Origin of the sequence: Niallia sp. FSL R7-0648, from assembly GCF_038007005.1 — a bacterium.
Classification (GTDB): Bacteria; Bacillota; Bacilli; order Bacillales; family Cytobacillaceae; genus Niallia; species Niallia circulans.
The window spans coordinates 1,112,574-1,139,021 of the sequence record NZ_JBBOWE010000001.1 but is presented as its reverse complement, the minus strand read 5'-3'; the positions used below and the strand labels follow the sequence as shown (position 1 = coordinate 1,139,021).

Here is a 26,448-nt window from a genome sequence, read left to right as displayed (position 1 = left end):
TCTTTGTAAGCTTGGAACATACTGCTTCCCTTTTTTTACGGAAATAGTAAAAAAAGAAAAAGGCAAGGAGTTCATTCCCTTACCTCTGCCCAGGCGAACGGCATACGACACTATGTGCTCCCCTACGGTTATCCGTATTTCGCCAGTTACACATAGCCTTTAGATTGCCTCCATTCTATCAGACTATTCAGTATTCATCAATTACTAATTTATTATTAATTTTGTTCTTTTCTATGCTTTTTTTAGAACGGTTTACTGATATAACTTATTTTTCTTTATATATTGATAGCACTTTTCTGGCAAAAGATACCTTGGTTCTCCCCCCATTGAAAACTCTTCCCGTATATACGTAGAGCTTATTTCCATGGACAGTCCCTTATCTAACAAGTGAAAGGTCTTCCCATCATCATGATTGCGGAGAAGTGGTGAGCGGCTGATCGTGGAAAGCATATCAACTCCATTTCGGGCCATAACAATAAATCGATTTTCCGCTACCAATTCTTCCCCTTTGGTCCATTTGCCTTGTCCAATATCAACAAGTAAATCTGCTCCCATAATGAAATATACTTCGTCTTCTGGAAATAATTTTTTAAAATAATTCATTGTGTGATACGTATAGATTTCCCAGCCATCTTGCTTCATTTCATAGTCATCGACTGCAAATTTATCATTGTCAGCTATTGCCATATTGACCATCTCTATGCGATGTTCATCAGCTGTTTCCATTGTTTTATCTCTTCTTTTGCTCGAAGAAGGAAGAAAGATAACTTTATCTAACTTACATCGATGAGCAACTGTGCTAGCTGTCCAAAGATGAACATTTGTAATAGGATCAAAGGATGATCCATAAACCCCTATTTTTCTCACATATTTTCCTCCCTTTTAAATTCGGTTCGTCTTCCTCTTCATTTTCTCGATATAATTGCGCTTGTTTTCCCAGCAAGCCTTACTTAAATCAACTGGATACTCTTCCGGATTGAGCGTTCTTTTATATTCATTCCATAACAACTCTAGATTTTCCTCGACCTTTTTTTGAATATCCGTTAATAGTGGTGGAGTTATTTGAATTTGTCCATTCTTTATAACCGGATGATGTAGTTCAATTGCCTGGTAGTTTGTTACCACCTTATTCAAATAAGGATGAACAGGATGAAACATTTTTAAAGGTTCTTGTGTGATAGCTTCAGTTGCGAGGGTAATGTAATCACCTTCTGCATGACCATTTTCCTTATTAATAATTCGATATACCCTTTTCTGCCCTGGTGTGGATATCTTTTCCGGATTTCCAGATAATTTTATTGTATCTCTCATTTCACCTGATTCATTTTCAATGCTTACTAATTTATACACAGCTCCTAATGCTGCCTGATCGAACGCTGTTATCAGCTTTGTGCCAATTCCCCAAATATCAATCTTTGCTCCTTCTGCCTGTAAATTCATAATTGTATACTCATCTAAATCATTCGATGCGATAATTTTCGCATCGTAGAACCCGGCTTCATCAAGCATAGCTCTTGCTTTCTTAGAAAGATAGGCTAAATCTCCACTGTCTAAGCGAATTCCTTTAAAATGAATTTTGTCACCAAATTCCTTTGCTACCTTTATGGCATTGGGTACACCAGAACGAAGTGTATCATATGTATCCACTAAAAAAACGCAGTCTGTATGCGCCTCCGCATATTTCTTAAAAGCTTCATATTCATCTTGATAAGCTTGAACTAATGCATGTGCATGTGTACCAGATACAGGTATGCCAAAAATCTTACCAGCCCTTACATTACTAGTGGCGGAAAATCCCCCGATATAGGCAGCCCTTGTTCCCCAAATCGCCGCATCCATTTCCTGCGCTCTTCTTGTTCCAAACTCCATCGCCGTTTGACTGCCAATAACCTGTTTCATTCTCGCAGCTTTAGTGGCAATAAGTGTTTGATAATTAACAATATTTAATAATGCTGTCTCCACTAATTGTGCTTCTGCAAGTGGAGCTTCCACACGTAGAATAGGTTCATTAGCAAATACTAGCTCTCCTTCTTCCATGCAATAAATGTCTCCTGAAAAAGTAACATTTTTTAGATAATCTAAAAAGTCCTCTTTATAGCCAACTCCACTTCTTAAATAATCAATATCACTATCCGTAAATCGGCAATTTTTTATATAAGATAAAATCCGTTCTAAACCAGCAAAAACGGCAAAGCCATTACCAAATGGCAGCTTGCGAAAATAAAGTTCAAATACAGCTTTTCGTTCATGTATTCCATCTCTCCAATAAGTCTCCATCATATTAATTTGGTAGAGATCGGTATGAAGCATAAGACTGTCATCAGCATATTTCATCTAAAATTTCCTCCTCCAAATAAATTCACTTCTGCATTCAAAAATTATTTATTACCAAAAGGATATGACAAATCTTTGTATCTTATATAATTATCCTTTTATTCGTCAAATCATTCTTTTTTTAGCAAAGCTTTTCAGATATATAGTATAAAATTTATTTTTAAAAGTAATATAATGAATTTCTTTGTATATCTTTTGCTGTTAAAGTTTAGATGCAATTCAATCACTCTGTCCCTCACTATTGTTCCCTAACCATTAAAAGGATACAAAAAAGCAAGCAGTTCAAAATAACCACTTGCTCGCCTTCACTTCTATTAAAACTTTACTTTTTCTAAAAATAACCCATTCGCTTCTGCCATCATGCCTGTTAGGCTGCGATCCTTTGTTTCCATAATTGCTGGAATAGCATCAGCTTCAATTTTTCCTAAGCCAACTTCAATCAATGTACCAACCATTTTTCTGACCATATTATAAAGGAAGCCATCGCCGCTCACGCGAATTTCTATAAATCCGTCAACTTCTTTTATATCAACAAAGTATACTTCTTTCACCATAGACTTTTTCTTTAATTTAGCATTGGAGAAAGCTGTAAAATCATGTTTCCCCACAAAATAGGCAGCTGCTTGTTCCATTTTCTTTAGATTTAATCGTTTCTCTACATGCATGCTATATTTACGCATAAATGGATGGGTATACGATTTATTCCATATTTTATATAAATATGTTTTATCCTTCGCATTATATCTCGCATGAAAGCGATCAGGTACAATCTGTACTTTTGATATACTAATATCATTTGGCAAGTAATGGTTTAAATAATTCATTACTTCTTTTTCCGTCATCTCTTTCTTCATTTTAAAATTGGCAACTTGAGATAAGGCATGTACCCCTGCATCTGTTCGGCTGCAGCCAATAATTTCAATCTTTTCTCCTGCCATTTCTGTTAAGACATTTTCAATTTTCCCTTGAATAGATTGGTCTCCATTTCCCAGACGCTGCCATCCTTTGTAACGTCCACCATCATATTGAATAAGCATTTTATAATTTTTCATTTTTTCTCCTGTTCTTTCCCTCTTTATTTTCTTTATTATAAACAATGTATAAACGCCCTTGTTTACCGCTTTATTAACACGTAATCATCTTACTAACTGAATTCCTTTAAGAAAACATACTCCTTAATGAATATTATCTCATTATACACTATGAATCCTCAAACCTTCATTAGCTAAAAACTCAGTTTATTACAAGAATTATTTCTTTTTTATAAAAAATTATTTTATTTATTTCCTAAATAATAGAAACAATGTTAGAGTATGATATAGCAGTATACTTTAGAAAGAGTTGTAGGTGATCAATGATGATTGAAATTAAAACATCTCCCTTAAGTGATGGAGAATTCAATAGAGGCGTATTTGCTACATGTGATATCAAAAAAGGTACTTTATTCCATGAAGCTCCCGTTGTTCCATATCCTAATGAGCAGCATAAATATATCGAAAGAACCGTGCTAGAAGATTATGTTTATGAATATGGGATTAACCACAGTGCTGTTGTTCTTGGATACGGCATGCTCTTTAACCATTCCTATGAACCAAATGCAACATATGAGATTAATTTTGATAAGCATACATTTGACTATTATGCTTATAAGGATATAAAAGCTGGTGAAGAAATATTAATCAATTATAATGGCGAAGTCGATGATTATGAGCCGTTATGGTTTAATAAAGACAAAGAGAATGAAGATTAAAAAGAAAAAAGACTCGATATCACATCGAGCCTTTTTTCTTTTTCCATTTTGATTCGTATTCCGCTTTTTCCAAATGGACCTCCTTTAATAAACTTACCGTCATTAAGATCATAATAACGGAAAAAGGGAGAGCGGCTATAATCATCATATTTTGTAAACCATCTAATCCCCCTGAATAAAGTAAGACAAGCGAAATAGAGGTAAGTAAGAGTCCCCAAATTACTTTAATTCTATTGCTCGGATTTTGTGTACCATTGGCAGAAAGCATACCTAAAACGAAAGTACCTGAATCCGCTGAGGTAATAAAGAAAACACCAATTAATACAATTGCTAAAATAGATAATACCGCACTAAGAGGAAAATGTTCTAAAAGAGCAAATAATGTTTCTTCCGTTGCGAAGGTGGAAATAGAACCTAATCCCTTATGCTCGATAAACATCGCATTACCCCCAAATACTGTAAACCATAAAAACCCAATTATGGAGGGGATAAATAAGACAAACGTAACAAATTCACGGATTGTTCTTCCTTTGGAAATTCTAGCAATAAAAATTCCAACAAACGGTGACCATGCAATCCACCAAGCCCAGTAAAAAATGGTCCAAGTATTTATCCATTGACGATTTTCACCATTTAAAGGGGAAATCCGGAAGCTCATGCGCACTATATTCTGTAGATACGTCCCCACTGTATCTGTAAATAAATTGAGGATAAAGACTGTATTCCCCAAAATAAATACAAATAAAAATAAGACAAATGCTAGTATCATATTCATATTGCTAAGAATCTTAATGCCTTTCCCTAAACCTGAAACAGCAGAGAGTAAAAATAAGATGGTAACTATTACAATAATAATAAATTGAGTTAAAAAACTAGAAGGAACCCCATAAAGAAAAGAAAGCCCTCCATTAATTTGTACCGCACCGAATCCTAGTGTTGTTGCTATTCCAGTAACTGTCGCAAACACAGCGATAATATCAATGATTCTTCCTAATCTTCCATCCATAGAATTACCTAGTAATGGTTTTAAGGTCGAACTAATTAACGTCTTTCCTCCCTTGCGAAAGGTAGTATAAGCAAGGCTTAATGCCACAATTCCATACACTGCCCATGCATGAATTCCCCAATGAAAATAGGTAAATCTCATAGCATCTTTCATGCCTTGTTCTGTTCCAATCTCATTTGTAGGTGAACTAATTGCATAATGACTAAGTGGTTCCGCAGTCCCGTAAAACACAAGTCCGATTCCCATTCCCGCGCTAAAAAGCATTGCTAACCATACTATTCGAGAAAATTCTGGCTTATCCTCAGGTTTTCCTAATTTAATTCTTCCTACCGGACTTATTAATAAGTATAAACATATTATCACGAAAAACGTAACGACAATTAAATAATACCAGCCAAAAGAATCTGTAATGAAAGATTGTGCATTAGCTGAGGTTTGTTCAAGCGATTCTGGTGCAAATACTCCTATTAATACAATCACTAATAAAATAATTACAGAAACATTAAAGACAAGATGATTTTTAAACTTCATATAATAAATTCTCCTTCTAATAATCGAATACTAATCTATGTAGAATTGCTGCCTAGGTTATTATTATCCTTTATTAGGAGAATTAAACAAACACTATCCCTTTCAGCTTCTTAGAGAGGTGCTATTCTTTTTCCAGGAACTCTACTGGACTCCCTAATTGCTTCTAATACTTGTTGATTCATTACTCCCGTCATAAAATCTGGGAAACCTAATCTTACCTCCCCATTTAGCATTTTGGAGAAATCTTCCCATTCTGTCAAATAGACCGATTTGGGAACATGCATTTTTTTCTCCACAAGTTCACCCGTTTCCTCATTAACTTGAATTAAATAAACGATATCTTCTTCCTTTGTACTTGCATGAAGCGTTCCTTTATCTCCAAAAATCGCTATCTCATGCTGATTTCCTGATCCGATCGCATTTCTAGTTGTTTGAAATGTACCAATAATGCCGTTTTCCATCCGGGCCTGAAAGCTTGCAAAATCATCAATAGCGAATTCTTTCGATTCATTCGAATGCTCTAATTTTCTTTTGGTAATAAAACTTTCCAATATTGCCGATACCTCTTGGAATGGTCCAAATAGATAATGTGCCATATCAATCATATGAGAACCTAAATCTCCTAATACGCCTGTTCCTGTAATGGCAGGATTAAAGCGCCACATATAAGGAGTTTGATACGATGGAGCTCCCCAACCTTGCAGATACTGAATAGAAAAATTTCTTATTTGACCGATTTCCCCTTTTTCCAGCAATACTTTTACAAAGCGAAATGCAGGAGTGTATCGATAACTAAATCCTACCATACAGGGAATAGGTTGTTTTTTATATTTTTCTGCAAGCTGCTGTGCTTCCTCATAATCCAAAGTAAATGGTTTTTCTGTTAAAATAGGCATCTTCCGTTCCATACAATATTCTAAAATAGGTGCGTGAACATTATTAGGGGTGACAGAAACAACTGCATCTATTTTTTGAGAATCAATTAGCTCACGGAAATCTTGATATTGATTTTCTGTTTTAATAGCTAATTGCTCGCCGACTTTTTTTAGTCTTACACGATTCGAATCACAGATTGCCTCTATTTTAAATGTTCCAACATTTTGCAGTCCTTTGATATGAGACTGAGCCATTCCGCCAACGCCAATTATTCCTATTCGTATTACTTCCATTCTACTTCTCTCCTTTTTTATTTTCATATTTTGAAAAAATTCTCTTCAATATAATTGTGTTCAGCAAAGCAAAAATGGAAAATCCCCCGAATGTAAAGAAATAGATACCTGTCATAAAGCCAGTAAAAGACGAAATAATGAAGATTATAGGTAAATAATTAATGATTAATAACAGGACGAGGAAGGGAAAGTGAAATCCTCCCATTAATAAAGAATTCACCATACCTGTTTTTATTGAATCCTCAAATCTAGATAAGTAGGGGAAAATATATAAGATTAATGTACTGTAGAGAAAACCAAAGAAAAGAGTGAGACTCATAAAAATGATTTTCCAAATACCACTTGTGTATACAAGATAATAAATATCGCCAAACAGTATGACAGCAATCCCTATTAAAAGAAACCAAACGAAAGAACTTTGTTTTAGATTCTTTTTAAACGCTTTGATATAACTTCGCCAGACAGATGGATCTTCCCCATTTATTATTTTAAAACTGACTGTATATAAAGCTGTCAGTGAAGCACCTATTGTCACAACAGGGAGAGAAAAAAGAATAAAAATTAAATTTAATAAAAATATATCCACCATTCTCGCTAATTTTCTGCCAATCAGACCATCTATTTGAAAAAGGGAACTCATTTCATTCACCTTCCTTTTCCGAATTAGTCCTATAAAAGTTACCTAGTCTCCATATAGAAGTAACAGCCAGAATATATCAATTCTCTGACTGTTATATTTTTGAACTATTTTAATGATTCTTGATAGCGGTTAAACGCATTGTTTTGAATTTCCATAAATTCATCGTAGCCCATTTTCTTTAATTGACTTATATAGTCATCCCACTCTTTTTCTATGCCACCTTCTACAACCCATTTTGATTGCATGGAATTTACATAGGAAGTTAAATCTACATTTAATGTGTTTAAACGCTGCATTTCTTCTGCCGTAAAACTTACTGTTGGAAATTGCTCTCTTGCATATTCACTTATTTTTTTGTCCAATTCTAACTTCAATCCATCCCCACTGTCTGTAGGCAATGTTACCTTTTCATTAAAACCGTCCTCAATGTACTTTGGACCAAAATCACGGAATGAATTTGTCCAGGCAAAAATATCTGCAGATTCGCCTTCTGGTGCATCCAGTACTTGATATGATCCATCATCCTTCTTCTCTACCCCAATTCCAAAGGAACCATAAAAAGTTTGAATGCTTGCATCCTCTGTATAAAACTTATCCGCCCATTGCAGCAATTTCGCCGGGTCCTTAGCTTGGGTAGTAATTAGTAGTTCATTTCTCGAATATGTTTCTGTATCAGAAATGACATATCTTTCTCCATCCGGACCTTTTAGTGGAGCTAATGGTACATATTCTTCGGCATTTGGACCAAATACAGCATCTGGAGTCCAGCCGAAGGCAACACCTACTAATGCATCGTTTTCATCTTTACGCTTTGCTTCTGCCATTGAATCATCTTGTGTAAACAGTTCCTGATCGATTAAGCCATCCTTGTATGCTTGATGCATCCATGCAATCCCTTCTTTATATTCTTCTTGTGTTGGAATGTAAGAAGGCTTTCCATCTTTTAGCGTCATTAAGCCGGCTTTATCATTACCCTTTGTTACACCAAACGGTAATATAAAGCCATAAATATTCCCCCCATATGGAATTTCATCATTTAAGTCGCCATTTCCATTGGCATCCTTTTCCTTAAATGCTTGAAGAACATGATAGAAATCTTCATACGTATCTGGCATTTCCAAGCCCAAATTGTCTAACCATTTTTGATTAATAAACAACTGATTTCCTGTCAATGGTCTTAAAGGCAATTTCTTAGGCAAGCTATAAATATGACCATCTGGAGAAGTAACTAAAGCTCGCAGAGACGGCTCTTTGTCAAATGCTGCCATTAAATTCGGCATATTTTCGGCAATGAGATCCTCTAGGGGAATAAAGAGACTTTGATTTTGGGCAATATCTCCATCACTTAAAGCAAGTGATCCCCAAAATGCATCTGGTAAATCTCCACCTGCCATTAAAACTGATTTCTTATCCCCCCATTCTGAATTCAAGTAAATATCCCAATCGACATTAATTCCTGCTTCTTTTTCCGTCTCTTCTACAAAGCCTTTTAGAAAATCATCTCCCCAGTCTGACCAGCGGACGGTTGCAATTCGGTATTCTCCATCTTCCTTTTCTGTTGGGTTCGTATTAGCATTACTGCAGCCAACTATTAAGCTACTTGCTAAAACGACACTCAATAACCCTTTCCAGCTTCTCTCTAACATCTTTTCCTTCCCCTCTCTTATTCTTTAATGGAACCAACCATGACACCTTGATTAAAATATTTCTGTAAAAATGGATATAAGCACATAATTGGTGCAGTTGATACAACAATCGCTGCATATTTCATCATTTCAGATAATCTTCTCAATTCCGATGCGAGTTCACCAGATGCAGTACCAAGTAAGGATTCATTGGAAATTAAGATTCTTCTCAACACTAATTGGAGTGGCTGTAAGTCTTCGTTCGAAATATAAATTAATGCATTAAACCATGAATTCCAAATACCAACAGCCGTCCACAATCCAATTACAGCTAAAATGGCTTTTGATAATGGCAGCACAATCGTTAGAAAGTAGCGTATGGTTCCGCAGCCATCAATTTGAGCGGCTTCCCACAATGTATCAGGGATACTATTTTTGAAGAATGTTCGAGCGATAATAATATGAAAGGAAGACACTGCAAAAGGCAATACCATTACCCAAAAGGTATCAAGTAATCCAAAGCCTTTTACGACTAAATAGGTTGGTACCAAGCCCCCGCTGACGAACATAGGAATTAGGATAAAAATAGAAAGCCACTTTTTCCCGAATAAGTCAGACCTTGATAAAGCATATCCGGCAGGAATATTAACAATTATGGCAATAATCGTCCCTGCTGCTGTATAAATAATCGTATTGACATACGATCTCCAAATAATCTCCTGCTTAAATAATTCAATATAGCCATCCAAGCGCCACTCTTTTGGCCAAAACCATACATTCCCATTGGTTACATCTGTTGGATTACTAAATGAAGCAATAATAATAAACCAGAGAGGATATACAATCATTGAAATCATTAAAATAGCAATTGTGTAAACAGCTATGTCAAATAAGCGATCATTCCACCTTTTTTTCCTTTTTAACTTTTTATTGAATTTTTGAATAAGTGTTCCTTCCAATTCTAATGCCCCCCCTCCTACAATAAACTTGTTTTCGTAAGCTTCTTTGAAAGCCAATTGACAAAAAGTAATATGATTACATTAACTACCGTATTAAATAGCCCAATTGCTGTGGAAAGACTATACTGGAAGTTCTGCATCCCCACTTTATATACATAGGTGGAGATAACCTCACTGCCCGTTAAATTTAATGGATTTTGTAATAATAATACTTTTTCGAAGCCAACACTCAAAAGACTGCCGGCACGCAAAATTAATAGAATCATAGCCGTAGGCATAATAAGCGGTAAATCGATATGAATAATTTTTTGAATTCTGCTTGCGCCGTCCATTGTTGCAGCTTCATAATAAGTTGGGTCAATTGCTGACAAGGCAGCCAAAAAAATAATACTATCCCAGCCTAAATGCTGCCATACATCACTCCACACATATACACTGCTAAATAGTGCTGGCTTTGATAACAGGTTCGGCATTTCCATCCCAAATAAAGATAGAACATTTGCGATAAGCCCAGTACTCGGTGATAAAAAAATTAATATCATCCCGCACATTACCATTGTAGAAATAAAATGCGGCAAGTACGTTGTAACTTGAAAAACCTTTTTAAACATGCCAATACGCATTTGGTTACAGAGGATGGCTAAAGCTATCGGCAGAGGAAACCCAACTAACAGACTATATAAACTAATATATAAGGTGTTTTTCACCGTTAAACCAAATTGGTAGGAATGAAAGTACTGGATAAAATGCTTCATTCCAACCCAAGGACTATTCCAAATTCCAAGAGCGGGAGAATAATCCTTAAATGCCATGATAATTCCATACATCGGAATATACGTAAAACAAATTAATAGAATGAGAGTAGGCAGAAGCAACACATATAAGGGCAGACTTTTTTTGATTTGCTTTATGTGTCTTATTTTGTTTGGAATATTTGGTGTTACTTGCGTGTTTTTTTCCGTAGCTATCGTACTTTTCAACTCTTCCACCTCCTTTGTTTGATATAATCATTATATGAAAGCGCATTCAATAAAAATAGAGCTATACCGACCTGAAATAATACTAAACAGGATAGATTTTATCATTCCTTTCTAATTACACGAAGAAATAGCAGTATTCCGTTATTTTTCTGTCTTTTTTATATTTTTCTGACGGAATACTGCTAGAAATAGTTTGACAAATTAATATAATGATAATAAGCATGGGAGATGAGTAAATGGTCCGTTTTATTGATAAAAACCCATCCCGATCGATCAATTACTATTTAAAAGTACTGTTAATCATTATGGTCATTATCTTACTAATCAACATGTTTATTAGCATGTTAACCATCTCCATTACACGAAAACAAAGCATTGAGACGATTACCAATACGGTCAATCTTTATATGGAGAATGTGCGTACCAACTTAAAAGCAGTTGACCACTTTATGATTTGGACGGTCGTGCACGAGCCATTAATTGAAGAAATGGAAGAAAACATGAAGATGGACGAATTCCCCCGAGACTTAACTAATTTTCGAACGCGTATAATTGACTTTCAATACTCGACAGGTAAAGAGTTTCAGTTCTTTCTCGGTCTAAAAAGAGAATCCTTTTTTACCAATGCATCACCAATTAAACTGCCTTATCAAGATTATTTACAAATAAAGAATTACTTTTTCTCTAAAAATGACTCTCTGCATACATATGAAAACTTTAGCACTTGGAAAGCAATAAAAATAAACGGCGCCTTTTATTTTTATCATCTATTAAGCTATGAAAATCGGATTTTTGTTTGCCTAGTTTCTGCTGAAGACCTATTAAAGCCTCTAGAAAACTTTAATTTAGGGAGAAATGGCTCCATCGTAATGAAGCAAGAGAGAAGAACAATTTTAACCACCAATCAGTCAACAGCAAACGACGCAGCATCCTATGACTTTTTTACAAGTAAGTTACGGTTTCAAGAAAAACAAACTTTATTGCCATTTAGTCTACAAATAAACGTAGATCATTTTGGAGCATTTAAACATGTTGTTATTACACAATTCATCTTAATTTTAGCTACCATTGTTATTAGCATTATCTTATTTTTCATTTTGGTTTATATTAAAAATCGGTTAATCTTCCCTATTCAAAAATTCTCTAAAAATCTATCTGAACTAAACAATAGTACCAATATGATTGATTTTGAAAGTAGCAGTATCGTGGAGCTGGAGCAAGCTAACACCCAATTTAAAAACCTTATTCAAGAAATAAAAAAGTTAAAAATTAATATTTATGAACAAGAGCTTGAAAAGAAAAAAATAGAGATGGATTTTTTGCGATTACAGATTAAGCCACATTTTTATATTAATTGTTTATCAAGTATTCACAGTATGGCGGAAATGCAGATGTTTGCAGAAATCAAAAAAATGTCCATTGCTACATCCCGTTACTTTCGCTATCTTTTTCAAACAAATCTCCATTTTGTTTCATTAAAAAGGGAACTGGATCATATCCACGATTATCTTGCTATTCAACAATTATTACACGGACCGACTTTCCAATTTGAAACATCCTTTGCTTTAGACGTGGGGGAAGTACAAATCCCGCCATTGATTCTGCAAACTTTTATTGAAAATAGCATCAAACACGGACATTCAGCTATAAACGACGAGGATACACTTATTATTTCTCTAAACATATCCACTTTGAAAGCTGAACAAAAAATGAATATTACGATAAAAGATAATGGCCCTGGCTATCCATCAGATATACTAGATAAACTCGAAAACCAACTGCCCATTTCAGAAATTAATGGCAGGCAAATTGGAATAAACAATGTCATTCAAAGGCTTCAAATGCTTTATGGGAATAGTTTTTCCATTTCCTTTTCAAACGGAATCGAAAGTGGAACGATTGTTCAATTAGTTATCCCAACTCAATTAATGGAGGAATAAACAATGAATGTCTTAGTTGTAGATGATGATCGCTTTGTCGTTGCCTTATTAAAGGAGAAGGTCAATTGGGAGAATCTAGGAATTGAGCGAGTCTATACGGCCCATAATATCCGCCAAGCAAAGAATATATTTAAAAAACAAAGCATTCATTTGCTTATTTCAGATATTGAAATGCCGCAAGGTAGCGGCCTCGAATTATTGGCATGGGTGCGGCAAGAAGGCTATACAATCCAGACCATTTTCTTAACTAATTTTGCTGATTTTCATTATGCCCAAAAGGCGATTGAGCTTCAGAGCTTTGAATACTATTTAAAACCAATTGAAATCGATAAATTAGAATTCAGTATATTAAAAGCGATTAAGAAAGTAAAAGCCAATCAACAAAGTCAACAGGCCATCCAAGTAGGTCAGTATTGGCAGCAGAACAAACAAAAGCTAGTAGATCATTTTTGGAGTTCATATTTAAGAAACCATGAGTGGCTTCAAGCAGACCTAGAAGAACAATTACTAAAAAATCATTTAAATTATTCTACAGAAGACTATTTTTTGCCCATTTTACTAAATATATTTCCTTATCATATGTCTTTTAAAGAAAACAGCACGCCTATTTTTGAAATAGATAAAGCATTGGTTTCTAAACTAATTGTCCATTTAAACTCTACCCTTAAAGAAAAGCGCTTTTCTTTAGAGAGTATAGTCACCCTTGATATTAATAAAGAAAGCTATGTACTTCTTTTAAAAAAAAGTGATGAACAAACCTCATTCGTTTCATTATGCAAGAACTTAATCCATACGCTTAAGGAGGAGCTGTCAATAGATAGTCGTTTTAGTATTGGTTTTCCTGCTCCGTTAGTCAACATTCAGTCAGCAGTAAAGCAGCTCCAGCGAAAAAGTGACGATATGATTGAGTTTAGAAATTCTGTTCAGCACTTTCTATCTTATGAGATAACAGTCACTAGTTACACAGAACCTAATTTAGCTATTTTAGAGAAGTATCTGCAAAATGGAAACAAACAAAGCTTTTTAGCTAAATGTCGACAGTATTTAATTCACTTGAAAGAATCAAACGCTCTTAATCTTGATGTTTTATGTAATTTCCGTTTGGATATTACACAATTGTTATTTACACACTTAAAAAAGAAGGAAGTGCTTGCACACAAATTATTTGATGGAAATACAAATAACTTTTTACAAACACAATCATTGCGTTCAATCGATGATATGATGATTTATATTACTTACTTAGTTGATATTTCGCTGCAATATGTAGATTTTATTCACTCTCAGAAAACCGTTGTTAATACAATTTGTGACTATATTGATGAACATTATCATGAGAATATTACAAGAGATAATATTGCAAAGATTGTATATTTAAGCCCAGATTATATAGCAAGAATTTTTAAGAAAGAAACTGGACTCTCTCTTGTAAACTATATCATCAAAAAAAGAGTAGACATCGCTAAGGAGCTACTCATTCAAACTACATTACCAGTACATATAATCTCAGATAAAGTCGGATATGGAAATTACTCCTACTTTACCAAACTTTTTAAAAAAGAAACAAATTACACTCCTTTTGAATATAGACGAAAAGAAAAATCCTCCGCTTTATAAACAAAGCTAACCATCAGTATTTTCCCTTACCACTGATGGTTAGTTGCGCTTCCGAACTTTTACATCGAGCACCAAAACATCCAGCTTTCTCAAATTCAGCAGCTTGCGATGATTAGAATTACTGAATGATGATGTTAAGATAAAATTCCGGCCTTATTTGTCTATCTAATACATTAACAAGCTAATAAATTTATCTTCTTTTTCTTTATCATTTAGGAGCTAGTTCTACAGCTTGTCGCATTGCTTCCATTAAGCTTTTTTCATCTGCGATCCCTTTACCTGCGATATCAAATGCCGTTCCATGATCTACGCTTGTTCGAATAATTGGCAAACCAACGGTAATATTCACTCCGGCATCTAATCCTAGTACTTTCACTGGACCGTGTCCTTGGTCGTGATACATTGCTACTACAATATCAAAATCCCCACGTACAGTACGGAAAAATAATGTATCTGCCGGAAGTGGGCCTACTGCTTCTATCCCTTCTTTTTGTGCTCTTTCTACAGCAGGAATTACTTTTTCTTCTTCTTCTCCATAACCAAATAATCCATTTTCACCAGCATGTGGATTAATGCCGCAAACAGCAATTTTCGGATTAGAAATACCTGCCTTTTGTAAAGTATCATGAGCAAGTTTAATAACATGATAGACACGTTCGGGATTAATCATCTTAACCGCATCAAGAATTCCAACATGTGTTGTAACATGAATAACTTTTAAATTCGGAGCAGACAGCATCATAGAGAAATCTTGAGTACCAGTAAGATCAGCTAAGATTTCTGTATGGCCTGGATATTTATGTCCCCCTTTATGCAATGCCTCTTTATTTAATGGTGCTGTACATATTGCATGGATTTTATCTTCTTTTGCAAGCTCAATGGCTTTAGCAAGATATTGAAATGCCGCATTCCCAGCTTCTGGAGCCACTTTTCCTACCGGAAGTGTTTCATCCAATAAATTTAAATCTAAACAATAAACAGTACCATAATCATAGGTTATTTCGTTAATTTCCTCTACGGAAATATTTTGGATAGCTAAATCACTATTAACAAATTGTTTGGCTCTATTCAAAATCTTACTATCACCGATTACCAACGGTCTGCTAATCGTATACATTTCCTCTTTACCGAGACTTTTTAAAATAATCTCTGGACCAACCCCTGCTGCATCTCCCATTGTTATCCCTACAATTGGTTTTACAATACTCATACTATCACCCTTCTATTGTTAATTAAAAACTCTAATGCTTTTATTAATGAATCTTCTTGGCCAAAGCCTCCTGCTTTCGTTACCGCCCAATAGCTTTTCATTTCTGTTCTAATTTTTCCAAAAGGAAGTCCTGGTTCAATTTCCATATATAAATCCATTTCTGTTACTCTCAGCGCACGACATACTGCCTTGGCAGTATCTCCGCCTGTTAAGACTAACCCTTTAATAAAAGGAGCATTTTTTACTATATGGGTTGAAATGATACCCAATCCATTTGATATTGCTTCACTAACATCATTTTTACTTAATCCTAGTATCTTACCTGCTTCAATGGCACGCTTTCTATTGTCATCATCCGCTTCTACATAAAGTACAAAATGGTTGTGTTCTTTATTCTGCTGGATTATTTCCATAAACTCATCCAGCCTATAGCTACCATTTATTAAATCCACAGGGTCAACCTGCATAAAATAAGAATCTTGCAGTCTATCAACCTTATATAATTGTTTTTTCGTTACGGGAGATAAGCTTCCAGATACGATCAAAGTAGTTTGGATTTCCATATCTTCCTGTTCTTTTACTGATGAAGGCATTAAATGCAGCATTCCCGGCAGATATTCTATCAGTCCAGCAGATCCTGCCCAAATAATCGATTTATTTTGCTCAGAAAATAGTTTAGCAATATTTATGAGATCCTCCTCAGATTCGGCATCACAAACAAACCATTTATTCCCTTCCACTAAGGATGATTGTATAAAACTGTTTATCTCCTCTTTAGACTTGTGCCAAACTTCCTTATTAACCAATGTAATTTTCCTGTTATTTTTCGAATTTAAAAGCTTTGGCAAAAACGATTCCTGTACAGGTGTCTTCGGATCATTGGAAAATTCGGTTTCTGTAATGATTTTACCGTCTACAAAATGGTGTCCATTGATGGTTTGACGTCTCATTTTAGGATAGGCCGGCGCAATAACAATCATATCTGGTTTATAAACAGATTCTAGCGCTGCCAGTTCTGCCTCTAAATTGCCTCTTAACGTGGAATCTACCTTCTTATAAATATGTTTATACCCGTTTCTTTTGAGAAAGGATGCTGCCTCTACTACTGCCTTATATGCATCCTCTTCCTCTTTCGCTCTACTGTCCGTATCTACTATTAGAACATCAGAGACCATATCTTTAGATAAATTTTTATAATCAAACACAACACTAGTAGATAATTTTTTTATTGCCAGCTGCACACCAGAATCGTTAGCGCCTGTTAAATCATCAGAAATAATCCCCATTTTGTTTTTCACGTCGAACACATCCTTACCTTACATTTTGATACCTTGTTCCTCAAACTTATATCCTTTTTTTTCTAATCTTTTCACTAAGAAACCTACATAGATTGGAAGCAGTATTGCCGTGGTTACCACCGATGCGGCCACCTGTACTGTTGCAATATCGACCACTGACGCAAAACTAGCATTTGCAGCGGCAATTACAGCAGGTGTAGCAACCGCATTACCAGCTGTGGAGCCCTCAGCAGCTCCAACAATCGGATTCCATTTTAAAAGCTTGAACACATAGTAACCAGCAGTTCCAGTTACAAAAACGGTTAATAAGCCTAGAATAATACCAGCCAAGCCACCTTCAAGAATGGCAGAAAAATTGATGCCCATACCGAGAGAAAAAGCAAAGAATGGAATTAACATAGAACTTCCACTATCTAAGAAATCTCTCATTTTATCATCTAAATTACCTAATACCATCCCAACTATGATCGGAAGAAGCACAGAGATAAAAGAAGTAATAGAAAATAAACCGTCCACAAATCCCATTGCACCAAAAATGGATAGAGCAACCATTGTCAAAAATGGTCCATCATTAAGAGCTAATAAGGAATACGCAGCTCTGTCTTCCTTACTTCCGTATTGCCCAACTAAAGCAACAAATAATCCTCCATTACTGTTTGTCATAGCGGCAATTACTGCAATAGGAGCTAAACCAAACCAAAGACCATTATCTCCAGCAAATAGATACGCTAGTAATCCAAAGGCTGCACCAACAACCCATTTTGTGATTAATAATGTAGCCCCTTTCCCAACAGATACCCCAAATGACTTTACATTTATTTGCGCTCCCGTACACAATAGAAATAATGCAATTAAAGTAGATGATCCATTAACAAATAAAGCCTCTGTAAAATTCCCGATTCTGAGAAGGTTTGGAGCAAATGTATTTAATAGTGCTGCAATTAGCAACGGAACTACCATCATCCCTCCAGGAATCCGTTCTAACGTCTCTTTAATCTTCATAATTTTAACACTCCTTTTTATACGTTTCAATTTTAAACAACAAGTAATCGTTTACAAATAAAATTGTAACTGCTTTCAACTATTACCACAATAGAATTAGTATAAAACGTTGCAAAATGAAACAAAAAAATAAAAAAACTGAAACTGTTATTGTTTCAGTTCAGACTGTAGACAAACTCCTGTATTTTGGAAATAGAAGTTTGAGTAAAGTATATTTATTAATCTCTTTGAATTTAGACGTTACTTTCCGCTCCGGGGGTTCGCTTTCCGTGGGGCTCGCGCTGAGCCGCTTCGGCTTTCAGCCTGCAGGGTCTCAGACTGTCTCGCTAATCCCACAGGAGCATTCCTGTGGGATTAGTTTCTGTGGTATTGCACAAAAAAAGATCCTCCTTTATGATGCTTATATTGAGACCAATCAACACAGCGTCAGAAGGAGAATCTATTATGAATAATACCCGTAATCACCGTTTAAATCAAGTGTCTACTTCCACTTTAATCATTGGAATTGACATTGCTAAAAATACACACTATGCATGTGCGGTGGACGATCGAGGGGTTGAGTTAAGTACCTCTTTTTCTATCCACCAGTCTCATCATGGTTTTCATCAATTTTATCTCAAGCTTCAAAATCTAAAGGCAATTCATCAAAAGGATGATTTATTGATTGGATTCGAGCCTACTGGGCACTATTGGATGAATTTAGCTGCTTTTCTTACCCAAAATGATATTCGTTTTGTCATGGTCAATCCTCTACATGTGAATCGTTCCAAGGAGTTGGATGATAACTTACAAACGAAGAATGATAAGAAGGATGCGAGAGTCATTGCTAAACTAATAACCAATGGATACTTTAGTGATCCTCGTCAAATAGAAGGAATAGAAGCAGAGCTTAGAGAAGGTTCCTCTATTCGGTGGAATCTGAAAAAGGACATTTCGAAAGTGAAGAATCGTATCATTCGCTGGACGGATCGTTACTTTCCTGAATTTAAAGTAGCATTTAAAGATTTAGGGCTGAATGCATGTGCCATATTAAAACATACCCCTTTACCAGTAGACTTAATGGAAAAAGAAATCGAGGAGTTAGTCCTTTTATACTTGGAAAAGGAAAAACTAAAGTATCCAGCAAGACCTAAAATAGCACAACTAAAGAGAGTGGCGGTACAATCTATTGGATTAACAGAAGGCTCCAATATGGCTCGTATAGAAATTTACTCTTTAATTACTCAATACGAACTTCTGACAAAGCAATTAGAACAGGTAAATGAAAGTTTAAAGACACTAGCAGAGCAACAAGCGGAATATCATTATTTATTATCAATCCCTGGCATTGGGGAAACTACCGTTATAGATTTACTAGCAGAAGTGGGTTCTCTCAAGCATTATAAACATCCACGCCAACTTATTAAATTAGCGGGATTAACCTTACGAGAGAACTCTTCTGGAAAGATGATTGGACAAAAGCGAATCTCCAAAAGAGGGAGAAGAAAGCTGCGAGCCCTTCTCTATCGTGCTGTCTTGCCTTTGATTAGAAATAATGAAACCTTTTATGATTTATATCAGTATTATATCTCTAGAAAAGAAAACCCTTTGAAGAAGAAAGAAGCATTAGTCGTTCTATGTAATAAAATGTTAAAGATTTTTCATGGACTTTGTCAGCAAGAAGTACTGTTTGATAAGGAGCGAATGAGACAAGATCTCTCTATCCTCCAACCCAAATAAAAATCTATAAGACGGTTATATTCAAAAAGATGACAGGAAAGCTGGCTTTTAGAGAGACTTACGACTTAGAGTCCATACAGGAGCATGATGCCAGCCTCTGCCTTATGATGAGACCAAACGAAGGAATGTAAGCGCGCGACGCTAAGAGACATGGGAGGGTACGTCCTCATAAGAAGAGTAGAGATACCGGATGCATCTAATAGTGTATATTTGTCAATAAATCCCTATTGGCTCTAGCGTCGCGTCCACTTACTTACCAAATATTATAATTAATGGAATAGTTAGTTAAAATATGATTCAAAGAGTTTTCCTAAAAAAATATTGGACTAAAAAAATAACGCTGTAAACGTTGGTATATCAACTTTCCTCGAGGGAGTCTCACCCCCTCCACTCCAAGCAACGCATGAAAATGCATTTTTACTTCTCCAATATCTTTTTGTCGACAAGCTGAACTGAAACTGTTATTGTTTCAGTTTTCTCCACAAAGTTGTTCGATTAATCCCGAGTCTTTCAGCAACTTTTGTTTGATTATAATGTTCTTCTTCCATGACGGCGTCAATAATTCTTTTTTCTATTTCCTCTAATGTACCTTGTAAATATTTATTATCCATAGTTTCCATTTTATTCAACCTCTCTCCAAGAAGCTGTTGTATCAACCCTTTCCCTATTACAAACCCTTTTTCTTCCTTAACAGCATCATGAATAAGTAGATATAATTCTTCAACATTTCCTGGCCAAGAATAAGATTCCAACACTTGCCATGCATCTTCCTTTATCTTGATTGCTGAGGTGCCAAATTCAGAATGAAATGCAGTTAAAAAGTGGGTCACTAATGGTCTGATATCCTCTTTACGTTCAACCAAAATTGGTAAATCAACTCGGATAAATTCGAGATACGGAAGAGCAGTATACCCATTTATGCCTGACGTCTCCATCGCTATTATAATTGTGATGACATTATTGTAATTACTCTTTACTTTTCCAACAAATATCCTTAACTCTTCCAGGCTTAACATCTCTATTTCATTCAAATAAATCGTTTTTATATCAGGATCCAACTGTTGGTTCATATTTATAAATGCTTTGGCAGACATAACTGCTAAAAGACCATTTCCTCTATTTTTTTGGAAATGAATCCATTTGGTGATTAACTTTTTTCCTGTGCCAGATTTCCCAATAAGTATCCAGCCATTCCTGCTAAGATTACTTTGAATCTTTTCTATGCACCTCTTCATACTATCACTTTTAGAAAGGATAACTGGCGGAGTTGGTACATCTATAATATGTAAGGAGTTATCCAGTACTAAATCTTTCATAGAAGAAAAGGCAAATAAATAATGAAGTTCCCCTTCTATCTTTATAGGAATCATCATCTGTTTTACTCGTTTATACTGATTCGTTTCAATGATATCTAATTCTTCTTTACTATCACTTTTTTGTTGAATGATATTTATCATTTTTTTGACCGAAAGCGGGGAATCACTAAATCGTTTCCAATTTTCATAGACAATATTTCCATCACGATTCATTACAATGACATCCGAAAACTGTCTCTCTATAATGGTTTGCATAATAGTCATTTGAAAACGCTGCTTTCTCAGCATTCGGTAGATGCTCTTCACTTCTTTAATGGCTTCAAATATTGCCTCTCTGCCTGATTGTATTAGTATTCCTTCTAGATTATATTTAGCGGCCGCATCACGAGTAATAACATCTCCAATAATTAATTGATATCCATCTATTTTCAATTGATTGACTAATGGATCAACTTCAATAGCATCCTCGATTGTAAATACTTCAATAGGTATTTCTAACAAGTCCGTTATCGCCTTCGCGCCCATTGTAATGTTAGAAAAACCCACAATCGCTTTCTTGCCTGGATAATCATTTGCCAGGGTCAAGACACGGAGCATATCATAACCAGAAACATGTATGTCAACAACTGGAATAGTCACTTCTTGCTCTATTAATTGAGCAGTCCCCCCACGACTTATAATAACCTCAATGCCCTGTTTTTCAGCCTCCTTTGCAATTGGAATTGCTTCTTGAAGATTGGCCAATTCAATTTTCATATTAAGTTCAGGTTCTACTTTTATGCATTCTTCCATCACATGCTCCAAAGCAGGATAAGGAGCAATTAATAACGTTTTAATTCCCATTTTATTCACCTATTATTATTTATTACTTTATACATTGAAAGAATTATGTCTAGATGTCAAGTTTCGTTCATAATTTACTAGATACTGACAAGTAAATAGAAACTTTTAAAAAAACAAGTCAAGTAAAAGACAAGTTCCATGCCGCAACAGACAGTCTTACCTTCTAACTGAAGGATGCATATCTGGTCTTATACTTGAAAAGATTAGGATAATTAATGGTTAAAGACGGACAATCTCTATATTAATAATGAAACCAATTTGTTCCATTACATTACACTACAGACACACGTTGCGCTGGGAAGCAACCTTCTATGCTCCACCGTTATCTTTTATCCATACAAAAACCCCAGCTCTTGTGGTGTCCAATAATTGGGGTGCAGTTTAGTGACGCGGAGACTCAGACGTAGCCCCATGGGAAGCGAGGTGTATTCAGACTGCGTGAGATTACCACAAAGCTTCTTTCTTAAAATAAATAAAAAACCCAAACAATTATACGAATGTTTTTTAGTGTGTACGTATAATTGTTCGGGATTAAATTTAATTAATACTTATATCCCAGCCTTTTTCTTTTTTTAGACTCTTAGTATATCTCCTAATCCTTAATCGGTTTACCAAACACTGGAAGCCCATTCTCATCCCAAGTAAATACTTGTGCCCTCGCGTGGCGATCTGGATTATTCAAAGGATCTCCCTCTATTTCTGTATATGGTCTTGCATGATAGATAAGAACATCTTCCCTTCCATCTTCACTAATAGTAAAGCTATTATGTCCTGGTCCATATTGTTGATTCTCTGGGGCGCTGCTAAAAACTGGCTTATCTAATTTAGTCCAAGAATATCCATCTAATAAATCGGAATTTATATCGGCCCAAAGCATTCCCATGCAATAATTTTCATCGGTTGCACTAGCTGAATAGGTTATGATGACTTTTCCATTTCTAATCAACACCGCAGGACCTTCATTCACTAAAAATCCGATTTTCTCCCAAGAGTATTCAGGAATAGATAATAATAACTGCTTCCCTTTTAAGGTCCAAGGATTTTCCATTTCAGATAGATATAGATTAGAATTTCCTGGAATAGCCGGTTCCTTTTGTGCCCACACATAATAAAGCTTGTCGTGCAATTCAAACACAGTTGCATCTAAACTAAAACTTTCCTGAGCCGTTTTTACTTGACCCTTTTCAATCCATTTTCCAGTTAGAGGGTTTTCATCAGCGCATTCAAGTACAAACATACGATGCTGAAAAATCCCATTTTTAGGGTAATCATACTCTGCTGCGGCAAAATAGATGTACCATTTTCCACGGATAAAATGAATTTCCGGAGCCCAAATTAAAGAGCTTAATGGGCCTGTTGAATGAGCATGCCAAACAAATGCACTTTCACCATTTTTCAGCCCATTTAATGTTCTAGCTCTGCGGACTTCTATTTTCTGATAGCCAGGGACAGAACCAGTGAAATAATAGTAGCCATCTGTGTGTTTATATACCCAAGGATCTGCTCTTTGTAAAACAATTGGGTTGTTATAATGAACTGTCTTAACATTCGTCATCTTACTCTCTCCTTTTTATCCATTACATTTCAAACTAAAAAGATTATCTCCCATCAAATTATCCCATAACCATAGACGTGATTATCTTAAGACTTATCTGATTAAGAAATTTAAGAACTGCAGATGCAATCACTTTCAATCTGCCATTGGTCTGATTTCCATCTAATAACAATTCCTTTAGCGTTCTATGTATCTATTCAAAACCTCTTATAATTCTTTTTTTGACTAATTCTCCTGATATGAACTTATCCACACATAAAAAATAGGTACTAATTAAAAATAGTGGTATTACAATACTATACTTATAAGCTACTGCTAAAAGTACTAACAAGAAGAGTAAACTAAATACTGTATGTAAAGGCAGTAATAATGGTAAACTCAATACTAATTTTGCTTTCTCCTTAAACGTACCATGCGTATATATGGCTATTGGAAATGTATAAAGAATAGTAGCCAAAACATAAATAATGAAACATAGAACTGGATAATAGAAAATAGCAGCCCCAACTGTCATTCCTCGTACCAGCTGTAAATCGATCCAAAGCACATATAATACAAGGAAATAAATGATTCCAACACCATTCATTTTTAGAAAGTTCTGCTTATATGCAGAAAAGTATTCCTTCGCAAGCTTTCTAAATGACGGAAAATCATTGAAAAACTCCTCTTTTCTAATTAGGACATTAAGGGCATAGGTAGCTGGAAAAATCCCGAAAATTCCAAGCCCAATTATACTCCCCATAATCCAAAGCAGATTAAGAATGATGACACTTAACAGCCTATCAAGAACGATCATCACTTTGTTTGACCACACCATAGATTACACCCTCTTTCCAAATATAGTATCTCCTGATTTTGTTAAACCAGAGAAGGCTATTGTCTCTATATTGTTTTTCCAATCCTTAACAGGAAAAATAACAAACTCAAAATTTCTATCCACAAAGGTAAACTGATTATCACCTAATGAATCAATCTTAGTTAGACTATCCTCTTTTAAAGAAAACCTTTTACTATGCTTAACTCTTCTGTCTTCATCAAAAGAAATATATTCCCAATCACCCAATAGATCCAGAACAGAATAATTGCGTGTTTCAGTATGATAGTAGTATTCTGGCGATACAACCGGCCAGCCGCTCATTAGCCAAAATAATTCCCGTATAAATCCATAATGATAGGGAGAAAATTCCTCTAAACGAACATGGTGAACCATAAATTGTTTATTCTTTTCGCTAAAAATGGAATTGTGACCTGGTCCAATCCAAGCAATATCATGTTCAAACTGATAGCTTCCCACTAACTTAACACCAATAGTATGTGGTTCATCCTCTGTGTCTATCATATTTTTACCGTTCACATCCACGTAAGGACCAGTAATTTCTTTCGACCTCGCTACACGAATATTGTAACTATCATGCAAACTATCATAAGAAGTAAACAAATAATAATAATCAAATGTCGAATTGTAGATAATAAAAGCGCCTTCTATCGCACCTTCTACTTCTTTTGGTCTTATTGCAAGCAATGTTCCATAACCATCATCAGCAACCGGCATCCCTGTTTCCATATTAAGTCTGACAAGGTAAATGCCTCCAAAGAAGGATCCATAACCAAGCCAGTACTCACCATATTTATCTATTACTACATTTGCATCTATCGCATTATGTGTCGCAATTTCTGGATTTGTTTTAAGTACAATCCCTTGATCACACCACGGTCCTTCTAAATGGTCAGCAGTAGCTAATCCAATACAAGAAACCGTACTCCCAAAAGTGGAAGCGGAATAATACATATAATAGCGACCTTTATAGTTAATAACTTCCGGGGCCCATAAGCCTAATGCCTTGGACCACTCTTTAGCCTCTTTAGGAACAGCCTTTAACGCAGTTCCAACATAATCCCAGTGGATTAAATCCTTTGATTTTCTAATTTGCGCCCCCTCAGTTGGCGCATTATCGATATGTGTATCGGTTGAAAACATATAGTAGAAATCATCTTCTTTGATAATCGTAGGGTCATGGGTTCCCAAGGTTCCCCATCCGTATGATTCTATTAATTCTAAGCACTGTTTTGTTTCTTCTTTCATTTTCATAGCTTGGTCCTCCTGTTTACCCTTTCACACCTGATAAGGCAACTGATTCAATAATCTGTTTTTGAAATATCAAGAATACGATTAATACTGGAAGTAAAGAGACAACAGAACCTGCCATAATCAATGGATAATCCGTTTGAATAGCATAAGTTGCTTTTAAGTTTGCAATTACTACTTGTAATGTTTGTTTCTCTGGACTATTTAGATAGATTAATGGTGCTAAATAGTCATTCCACACACCCATGAACCAAAGAATAAATTGTGCCGCTACCGCCGGACGAATAACAGGAAAAATCAATTTAAAGAAAATTTGAAGGTAACCCGCTCCATCCACCTTTGCTGCTTCAATTAACGAATAAGGCACATTGGTTAGATATTGACGAAGGAAGAAAATCATCGTAATATTTCCAAATAAACCTGGCACAATTAATGGTAATAGTGTATCTACCCAACCCATTTTAGAAAACATTACGAATTGGGGAATCATAATGATTGGATAAGGAATCATAATAGAAGCTAATAAAATTAAAAATAATGTATTTTTAAAAGGCATTCTTAGTTTCGCAAAAGCAAAAGCAGCCATACTAGATGTTATGGTACCAATAATAGTTACGGTTAAAGAGACAATTATAGTATTTTTAAGTCCGTATCCCAAAGTATCAAGCTGAAATAATTTAATGTATGCATCAAACTGGAAGGGATCTGGTATCCATTGTGGCGGTAAGGCAAATACACCAGTCTTGTCTTTTAATGAAGTAGTAATCATCCATAATAATGGTCCAATCATAAACAGAGAACCAATGGTGAGAATGAAATAAATAAATATATCTGTTATTTTCCTTTGCTTTTTCATGCTATACACCCC

The 26,448-nt window shown here is 35.3% G+C and carries 21 protein-coding genes and 1 riboswitch; of the genes, 4 read left to right on the top strand and 17 right to left on the bottom strand.

The window, feature by feature from the left end; all coding sequences use genetic code 11:
• Positions 1-80: 80 nt before the first annotated feature.
• Positions 81-160, bottom strand: a riboswitch (ZMP/ZTP riboswitch).
• Between the two features lie 92 nt (positions 161-252).
• The 3 genes from nadD to truA all read right to left on the bottom strand — a co-directional run bounded on the left by nadD (position 253) and on the right by truA (position 3,386).
• On the bottom strand, positions 253-867 hold the full coding sequence (nadD, locus tag NSQ89_RS05340) for a nicotinate-nucleotide adenylyltransferase (protein WP_061799595.1): 615 nt from the start codon (positions 865-867) through the stop codon (positions 253-255).
• Between the two features lie 15 nt (positions 868-882).
• On the bottom strand, positions 883-2,334 hold the full coding sequence (locus NSQ89_RS05335) for a nicotinate phosphoribosyltransferase (protein WP_047941573.1): 1,452 nt from the start codon (positions 2,332-2,334) through the stop codon (positions 883-885).
• Positions 2,335-2,648: 314 nt separating this feature from the next.
• Positions 2,649-3,386: a tRNA pseudouridine(38-40) synthase TruA gene (truA, locus tag NSQ89_RS05330; RefSeq protein ID WP_341132344.1), complete on the bottom strand. Its 738-nt coding sequence runs from the start codon at positions 3,384-3,386 to the stop codon at positions 2,649-2,651.
• A gap of 305 nt (positions 3,387-3,691) precedes the next feature.
• Here truA and NSQ89_RS05325 point away from each other — a divergent pair, with 305 nt between their 5' ends.
• Positions 3,692-4,084, top strand: coding sequence for an SET domain-containing protein (locus NSQ89_RS05325; RefSeq protein WP_047941571.1), 393 nt, complete (start codon positions 3,692-3,694; stop codon positions 4,082-4,084).
• Between the two features lie 19 nt (positions 4,085-4,103).
• Here NSQ89_RS05325 and NSQ89_RS05320 read toward each other — a convergent pair whose 3' ends face one another.
• From NSQ89_RS05320 to NSQ89_RS05295, 6 genes are all read right to left on the bottom strand, one after another.
• The gene (locus NSQ89_RS05320) at positions 4,104-5,621 is read right to left on the bottom strand and encodes a glycine betaine uptake BCCT transporter (protein ID WP_047941570.1); all 1,518 of its coding nucleotides are present in this window, start codon (positions 5,619-5,621) and stop codon (positions 4,104-4,106) included.
• Between the two features lie 110 nt (positions 5,622-5,731).
• A complete protein-coding gene (locus tag NSQ89_RS05315; RefSeq protein WP_047941569.1) occupies positions 5,732-6,790 on the bottom strand; it encodes a Gfo/Idh/MocA family protein in 1,059 nt (352 codons plus the stop codon).
• A gap of 1 nt (position 6,791) precedes the next feature.
• Positions 6,792-7,430, bottom strand: a complete 639-nt coding sequence (locus NSQ89_RS05310) for a YesL family protein (RefSeq protein WP_061799610.1) — start codon at positions 7,428-7,430, stop codon at positions 6,792-6,794.
• Positions 7,431-7,534: 104 nt separating this feature from the next.
• On the bottom strand, positions 7,535-9,076 hold the full coding sequence (locus NSQ89_RS05305) for an extracellular solute-binding protein (RefSeq protein ID WP_047941567.1): 1,542 nt from the start codon (positions 9,074-9,076) through the stop codon (positions 7,535-7,537).
• Positions 9,077-9,093: 17 nt separating this feature from the next.
• Positions 9,094-10,014, bottom strand: coding sequence for a carbohydrate ABC transporter permease (locus NSQ89_RS05300; RefSeq protein ID WP_235850429.1), 921 nt, complete (start codon positions 10,012-10,014; stop codon positions 9,094-9,096).
• A 17-nt stretch (positions 10,015-10,031) separates the two neighbouring features.
• On the bottom strand, positions 10,032-10,994 hold the full coding sequence (locus NSQ89_RS05295) for an ABC transporter permease (RefSeq protein ID WP_217275619.1): 963 nt from the start codon (positions 10,992-10,994) through the stop codon (positions 10,032-10,034).
• A 236-nt stretch (positions 10,995-11,230) separates the two neighbouring features.
• Here NSQ89_RS05295 and NSQ89_RS05290 point away from each other — a divergent pair, with 236 nt between their 5' ends.
• Together NSQ89_RS05290 and NSQ89_RS05285 are read left to right on the top strand one after the other, a co-directional pair.
• Complete coding sequence (locus tag NSQ89_RS05290) at positions 11,231-12,934, top strand: sensor histidine kinase (RefSeq protein WP_341132343.1); 1,704 nt, start codon at positions 11,231-11,233, stop codon at positions 12,932-12,934.
• 3 nt (positions 12,935-12,937) lie between these two features.
• Positions 12,938-14,551: a response regulator transcription factor gene (locus NSQ89_RS05285; RefSeq protein WP_047941565.1), complete on the top strand. Its 1,614-nt coding sequence runs from the start codon at positions 12,938-12,940 to the stop codon at positions 14,549-14,551.
• 208 nt (positions 14,552-14,759) lie between these two features.
• Here the strand turns inward: NSQ89_RS05285 and pdxA are convergent, their stop codons facing one another.
• The 3 genes from pdxA to NSQ89_RS05270 are packed head-to-tail and all read right to left on the bottom strand — an operon-like array spanning position 14,760 to position 18,061.
• Positions 14,760-15,761 carry a 4-hydroxythreonine-4-phosphate dehydrogenase PdxA gene (gene pdxA, locus NSQ89_RS05280; protein ID WP_047941564.1) on the bottom strand — a complete coding sequence of 334 codons (1,002 nt, stop codon included), beginning with the start codon at positions 15,759-15,761 and terminating at the stop codon, positions 14,760-14,762.
• Positions 15,758-17,059: a four-carbon acid sugar kinase family protein gene (locus NSQ89_RS05275; protein ID WP_341132342.1), complete on the bottom strand. Its 1,302-nt coding sequence runs from the start codon at positions 17,057-17,059 to the stop codon at positions 15,758-15,760. The genes pdxA and NSQ89_RS05275 overlap by 4 nt, the downstream gene beginning before the upstream one ends.
• An 18-nt stretch (positions 17,060-17,077) precedes the next feature.
• A complete protein-coding gene (locus NSQ89_RS05270) occupies positions 17,078-18,061 on the bottom strand; it encodes a 2-keto-3-deoxygluconate permease (RefSeq protein ID WP_047941563.1) in 984 nt (327 codons plus the stop codon).
• 444 nt (positions 18,062-18,505) lie between these two features.
• On the opposite strand from NSQ89_RS05270, the gene NSQ89_RS05265 reads away from it, so the two are divergent.
• Positions 18,506-19,780, top strand: a complete 1,275-nt coding sequence (locus NSQ89_RS05265) for an IS110 family transposase (protein ID WP_047945042.1) — start codon at positions 18,506-18,508, stop codon at positions 19,778-19,780.
• A 461-nt stretch (positions 19,781-20,241) separates the two neighbouring features.
• On the opposite strand, the gene NSQ89_RS05260 is transcribed toward NSQ89_RS05265, so the two are convergent.
• From NSQ89_RS05260 to NSQ89_RS05240, 5 genes are all read right to left on the bottom strand, one after another.
• The gene (locus NSQ89_RS05260; protein ID WP_341132341.1) at positions 20,242-21,939 is read right to left on the bottom strand and encodes a sigma-54-dependent Fis family transcriptional regulator; all 1,698 of its coding nucleotides are present in this window, start codon (positions 21,937-21,939) and stop codon (positions 20,242-20,244) included.
• A gap of 592 nt (positions 21,940-22,531) precedes the next feature.
• Complete coding sequence (locus NSQ89_RS05255) at positions 22,532-23,494, bottom strand: glycoside hydrolase family 43 protein (RefSeq protein ID WP_047941561.1); 963 nt, start codon at positions 23,492-23,494, stop codon at positions 22,532-22,534.
• A gap of 193 nt (positions 23,495-23,687) precedes the next feature.
• A complete protein-coding gene (locus NSQ89_RS05250; RefSeq protein WP_047941560.1) occupies positions 23,688-24,311 on the bottom strand; it encodes a YesL family protein in 624 nt (207 codons plus the stop codon).
• Positions 24,312-24,314: 3 nt separating this feature from the next.
• The gene (locus NSQ89_RS05245) at positions 24,315-25,583 is read right to left on the bottom strand and encodes an arabinan endo-1,5-alpha-L-arabinosidase (protein WP_341132340.1); all 1,269 of its coding nucleotides are present in this window, start codon (positions 25,581-25,583) and stop codon (positions 24,315-24,317) included.
• A 16-nt stretch (positions 25,584-25,599) separates the two neighbouring features.
• Positions 25,600-26,436: a carbohydrate ABC transporter permease gene (locus tag NSQ89_RS05240; RefSeq protein WP_047941559.1), complete on the bottom strand. Its 837-nt coding sequence runs from the start codon at positions 26,434-26,436 to the stop codon at positions 25,600-25,602.
• Between the last annotated feature and the right edge of the window lie 12 nt (positions 26,437-26,448).

Excerpts from the sequence above, each read along its gene's own strand:
- NSQ89_RS05260 (WP_341132341.1), bottom strand. The coding sequence starts at position 21,939 with ATGGGAATTAAAACGTTATTAATTGCTCCTTATCCTGCTTTGGAGCAT.
- NSQ89_RS05305 (WP_047941567.1), bottom strand. The coding sequence starts at position 9,076 with ATGTTAGAGAGAAGCTGGAAAGGGTTATTGAGTGTCGTTTTAGCAAGT.
- pdxA (WP_047941564.1), bottom strand. The coding sequence starts at position 15,761 with ATGAGTATTGTAAAACCAATTGTAGGGATAACAATGGGAGATGCAGCA.
- NSQ89_RS05320 (WP_047941570.1), bottom strand. The coding sequence starts at position 5,621 with ATGAAGTTTAAAAATCATCTTGTCTTTAATGTTTCTGTAATTATTTTA.
- NSQ89_RS05315 (WP_047941569.1), bottom strand. The coding sequence starts at position 6,790 with ATGGAAGTAATACGAATAGGAATAATTGGCGTTGGCGGAATGGCTCAG.
- NSQ89_RS05245 (WP_341132340.1), bottom strand. The coding sequence starts at position 25,583 with ATGAAAATGAAAGAAGAAACAAAACAGTGCTTAGAATTAATAGAATCA.
- NSQ89_RS05270 (WP_047941563.1), bottom strand. The coding sequence starts at position 18,061 with ATGAAGATTAAAGAGACGTTAGAACGGATTCCTGGAGGGATGATGGTA.
- NSQ89_RS05325 (WP_047941571.1), top strand. The coding sequence starts at position 3,692 with ATGATTGAAATTAAAACATCTCCCTTAAGTGATGGAGAATTCAATAGA.
- NSQ89_RS05255 (WP_047941561.1), bottom strand. The coding sequence starts at position 23,494 with ATGACGAATGTTAAGACAGTTCATTATAACAACCCAATTGTTTTACAA.
- NSQ89_RS05250 (WP_047941560.1), bottom strand. The coding sequence starts at position 24,311 with ATGGTGTGGTCAAACAAAGTGATGATCGTTCTTGATAGGCTGTTAAGT.
- NSQ89_RS05240 (WP_047941559.1), bottom strand. The coding sequence starts at position 26,436 with ATGAAAAAGCAAAGGAAAATAACAGATATATTTATTTATTTCATTCTC.
- NSQ89_RS05290 (WP_341132343.1), top strand. The coding sequence starts at position 11,231 with ATGGTCCGTTTTATTGATAAAAACCCATCCCGATCGATCAATTACTAT.
- NSQ89_RS05335 (WP_047941573.1), bottom strand. The coding sequence starts at position 2,334 with ATGAAATATGCTGATGACAGTCTTATGCTTCATACCGATCTCTACCAA.
- NSQ89_RS05285 (WP_047941565.1), top strand. The coding sequence starts at position 12,938 with ATGAATGTCTTAGTTGTAGATGATGATCGCTTTGTCGTTGCCTTATTA.
- truA (WP_341132344.1), bottom strand. The coding sequence starts at position 3,386 with ATGAAAAATTATAAAATGCTTATTCAATATGATGGTGGACGTTACAAA.
- NSQ89_RS05265 (WP_047945042.1), top strand. The coding sequence starts at position 18,506 with ATGAATAATACCCGTAATCACCGTTTAAATCAAGTGTCTACTTCCACT.
- NSQ89_RS05310 (WP_061799610.1), bottom strand. The coding sequence starts at position 7,430 with ATGAGTTCCCTTTTTCAAATAGATGGTCTGATTGGCAGAAAATTAGCG.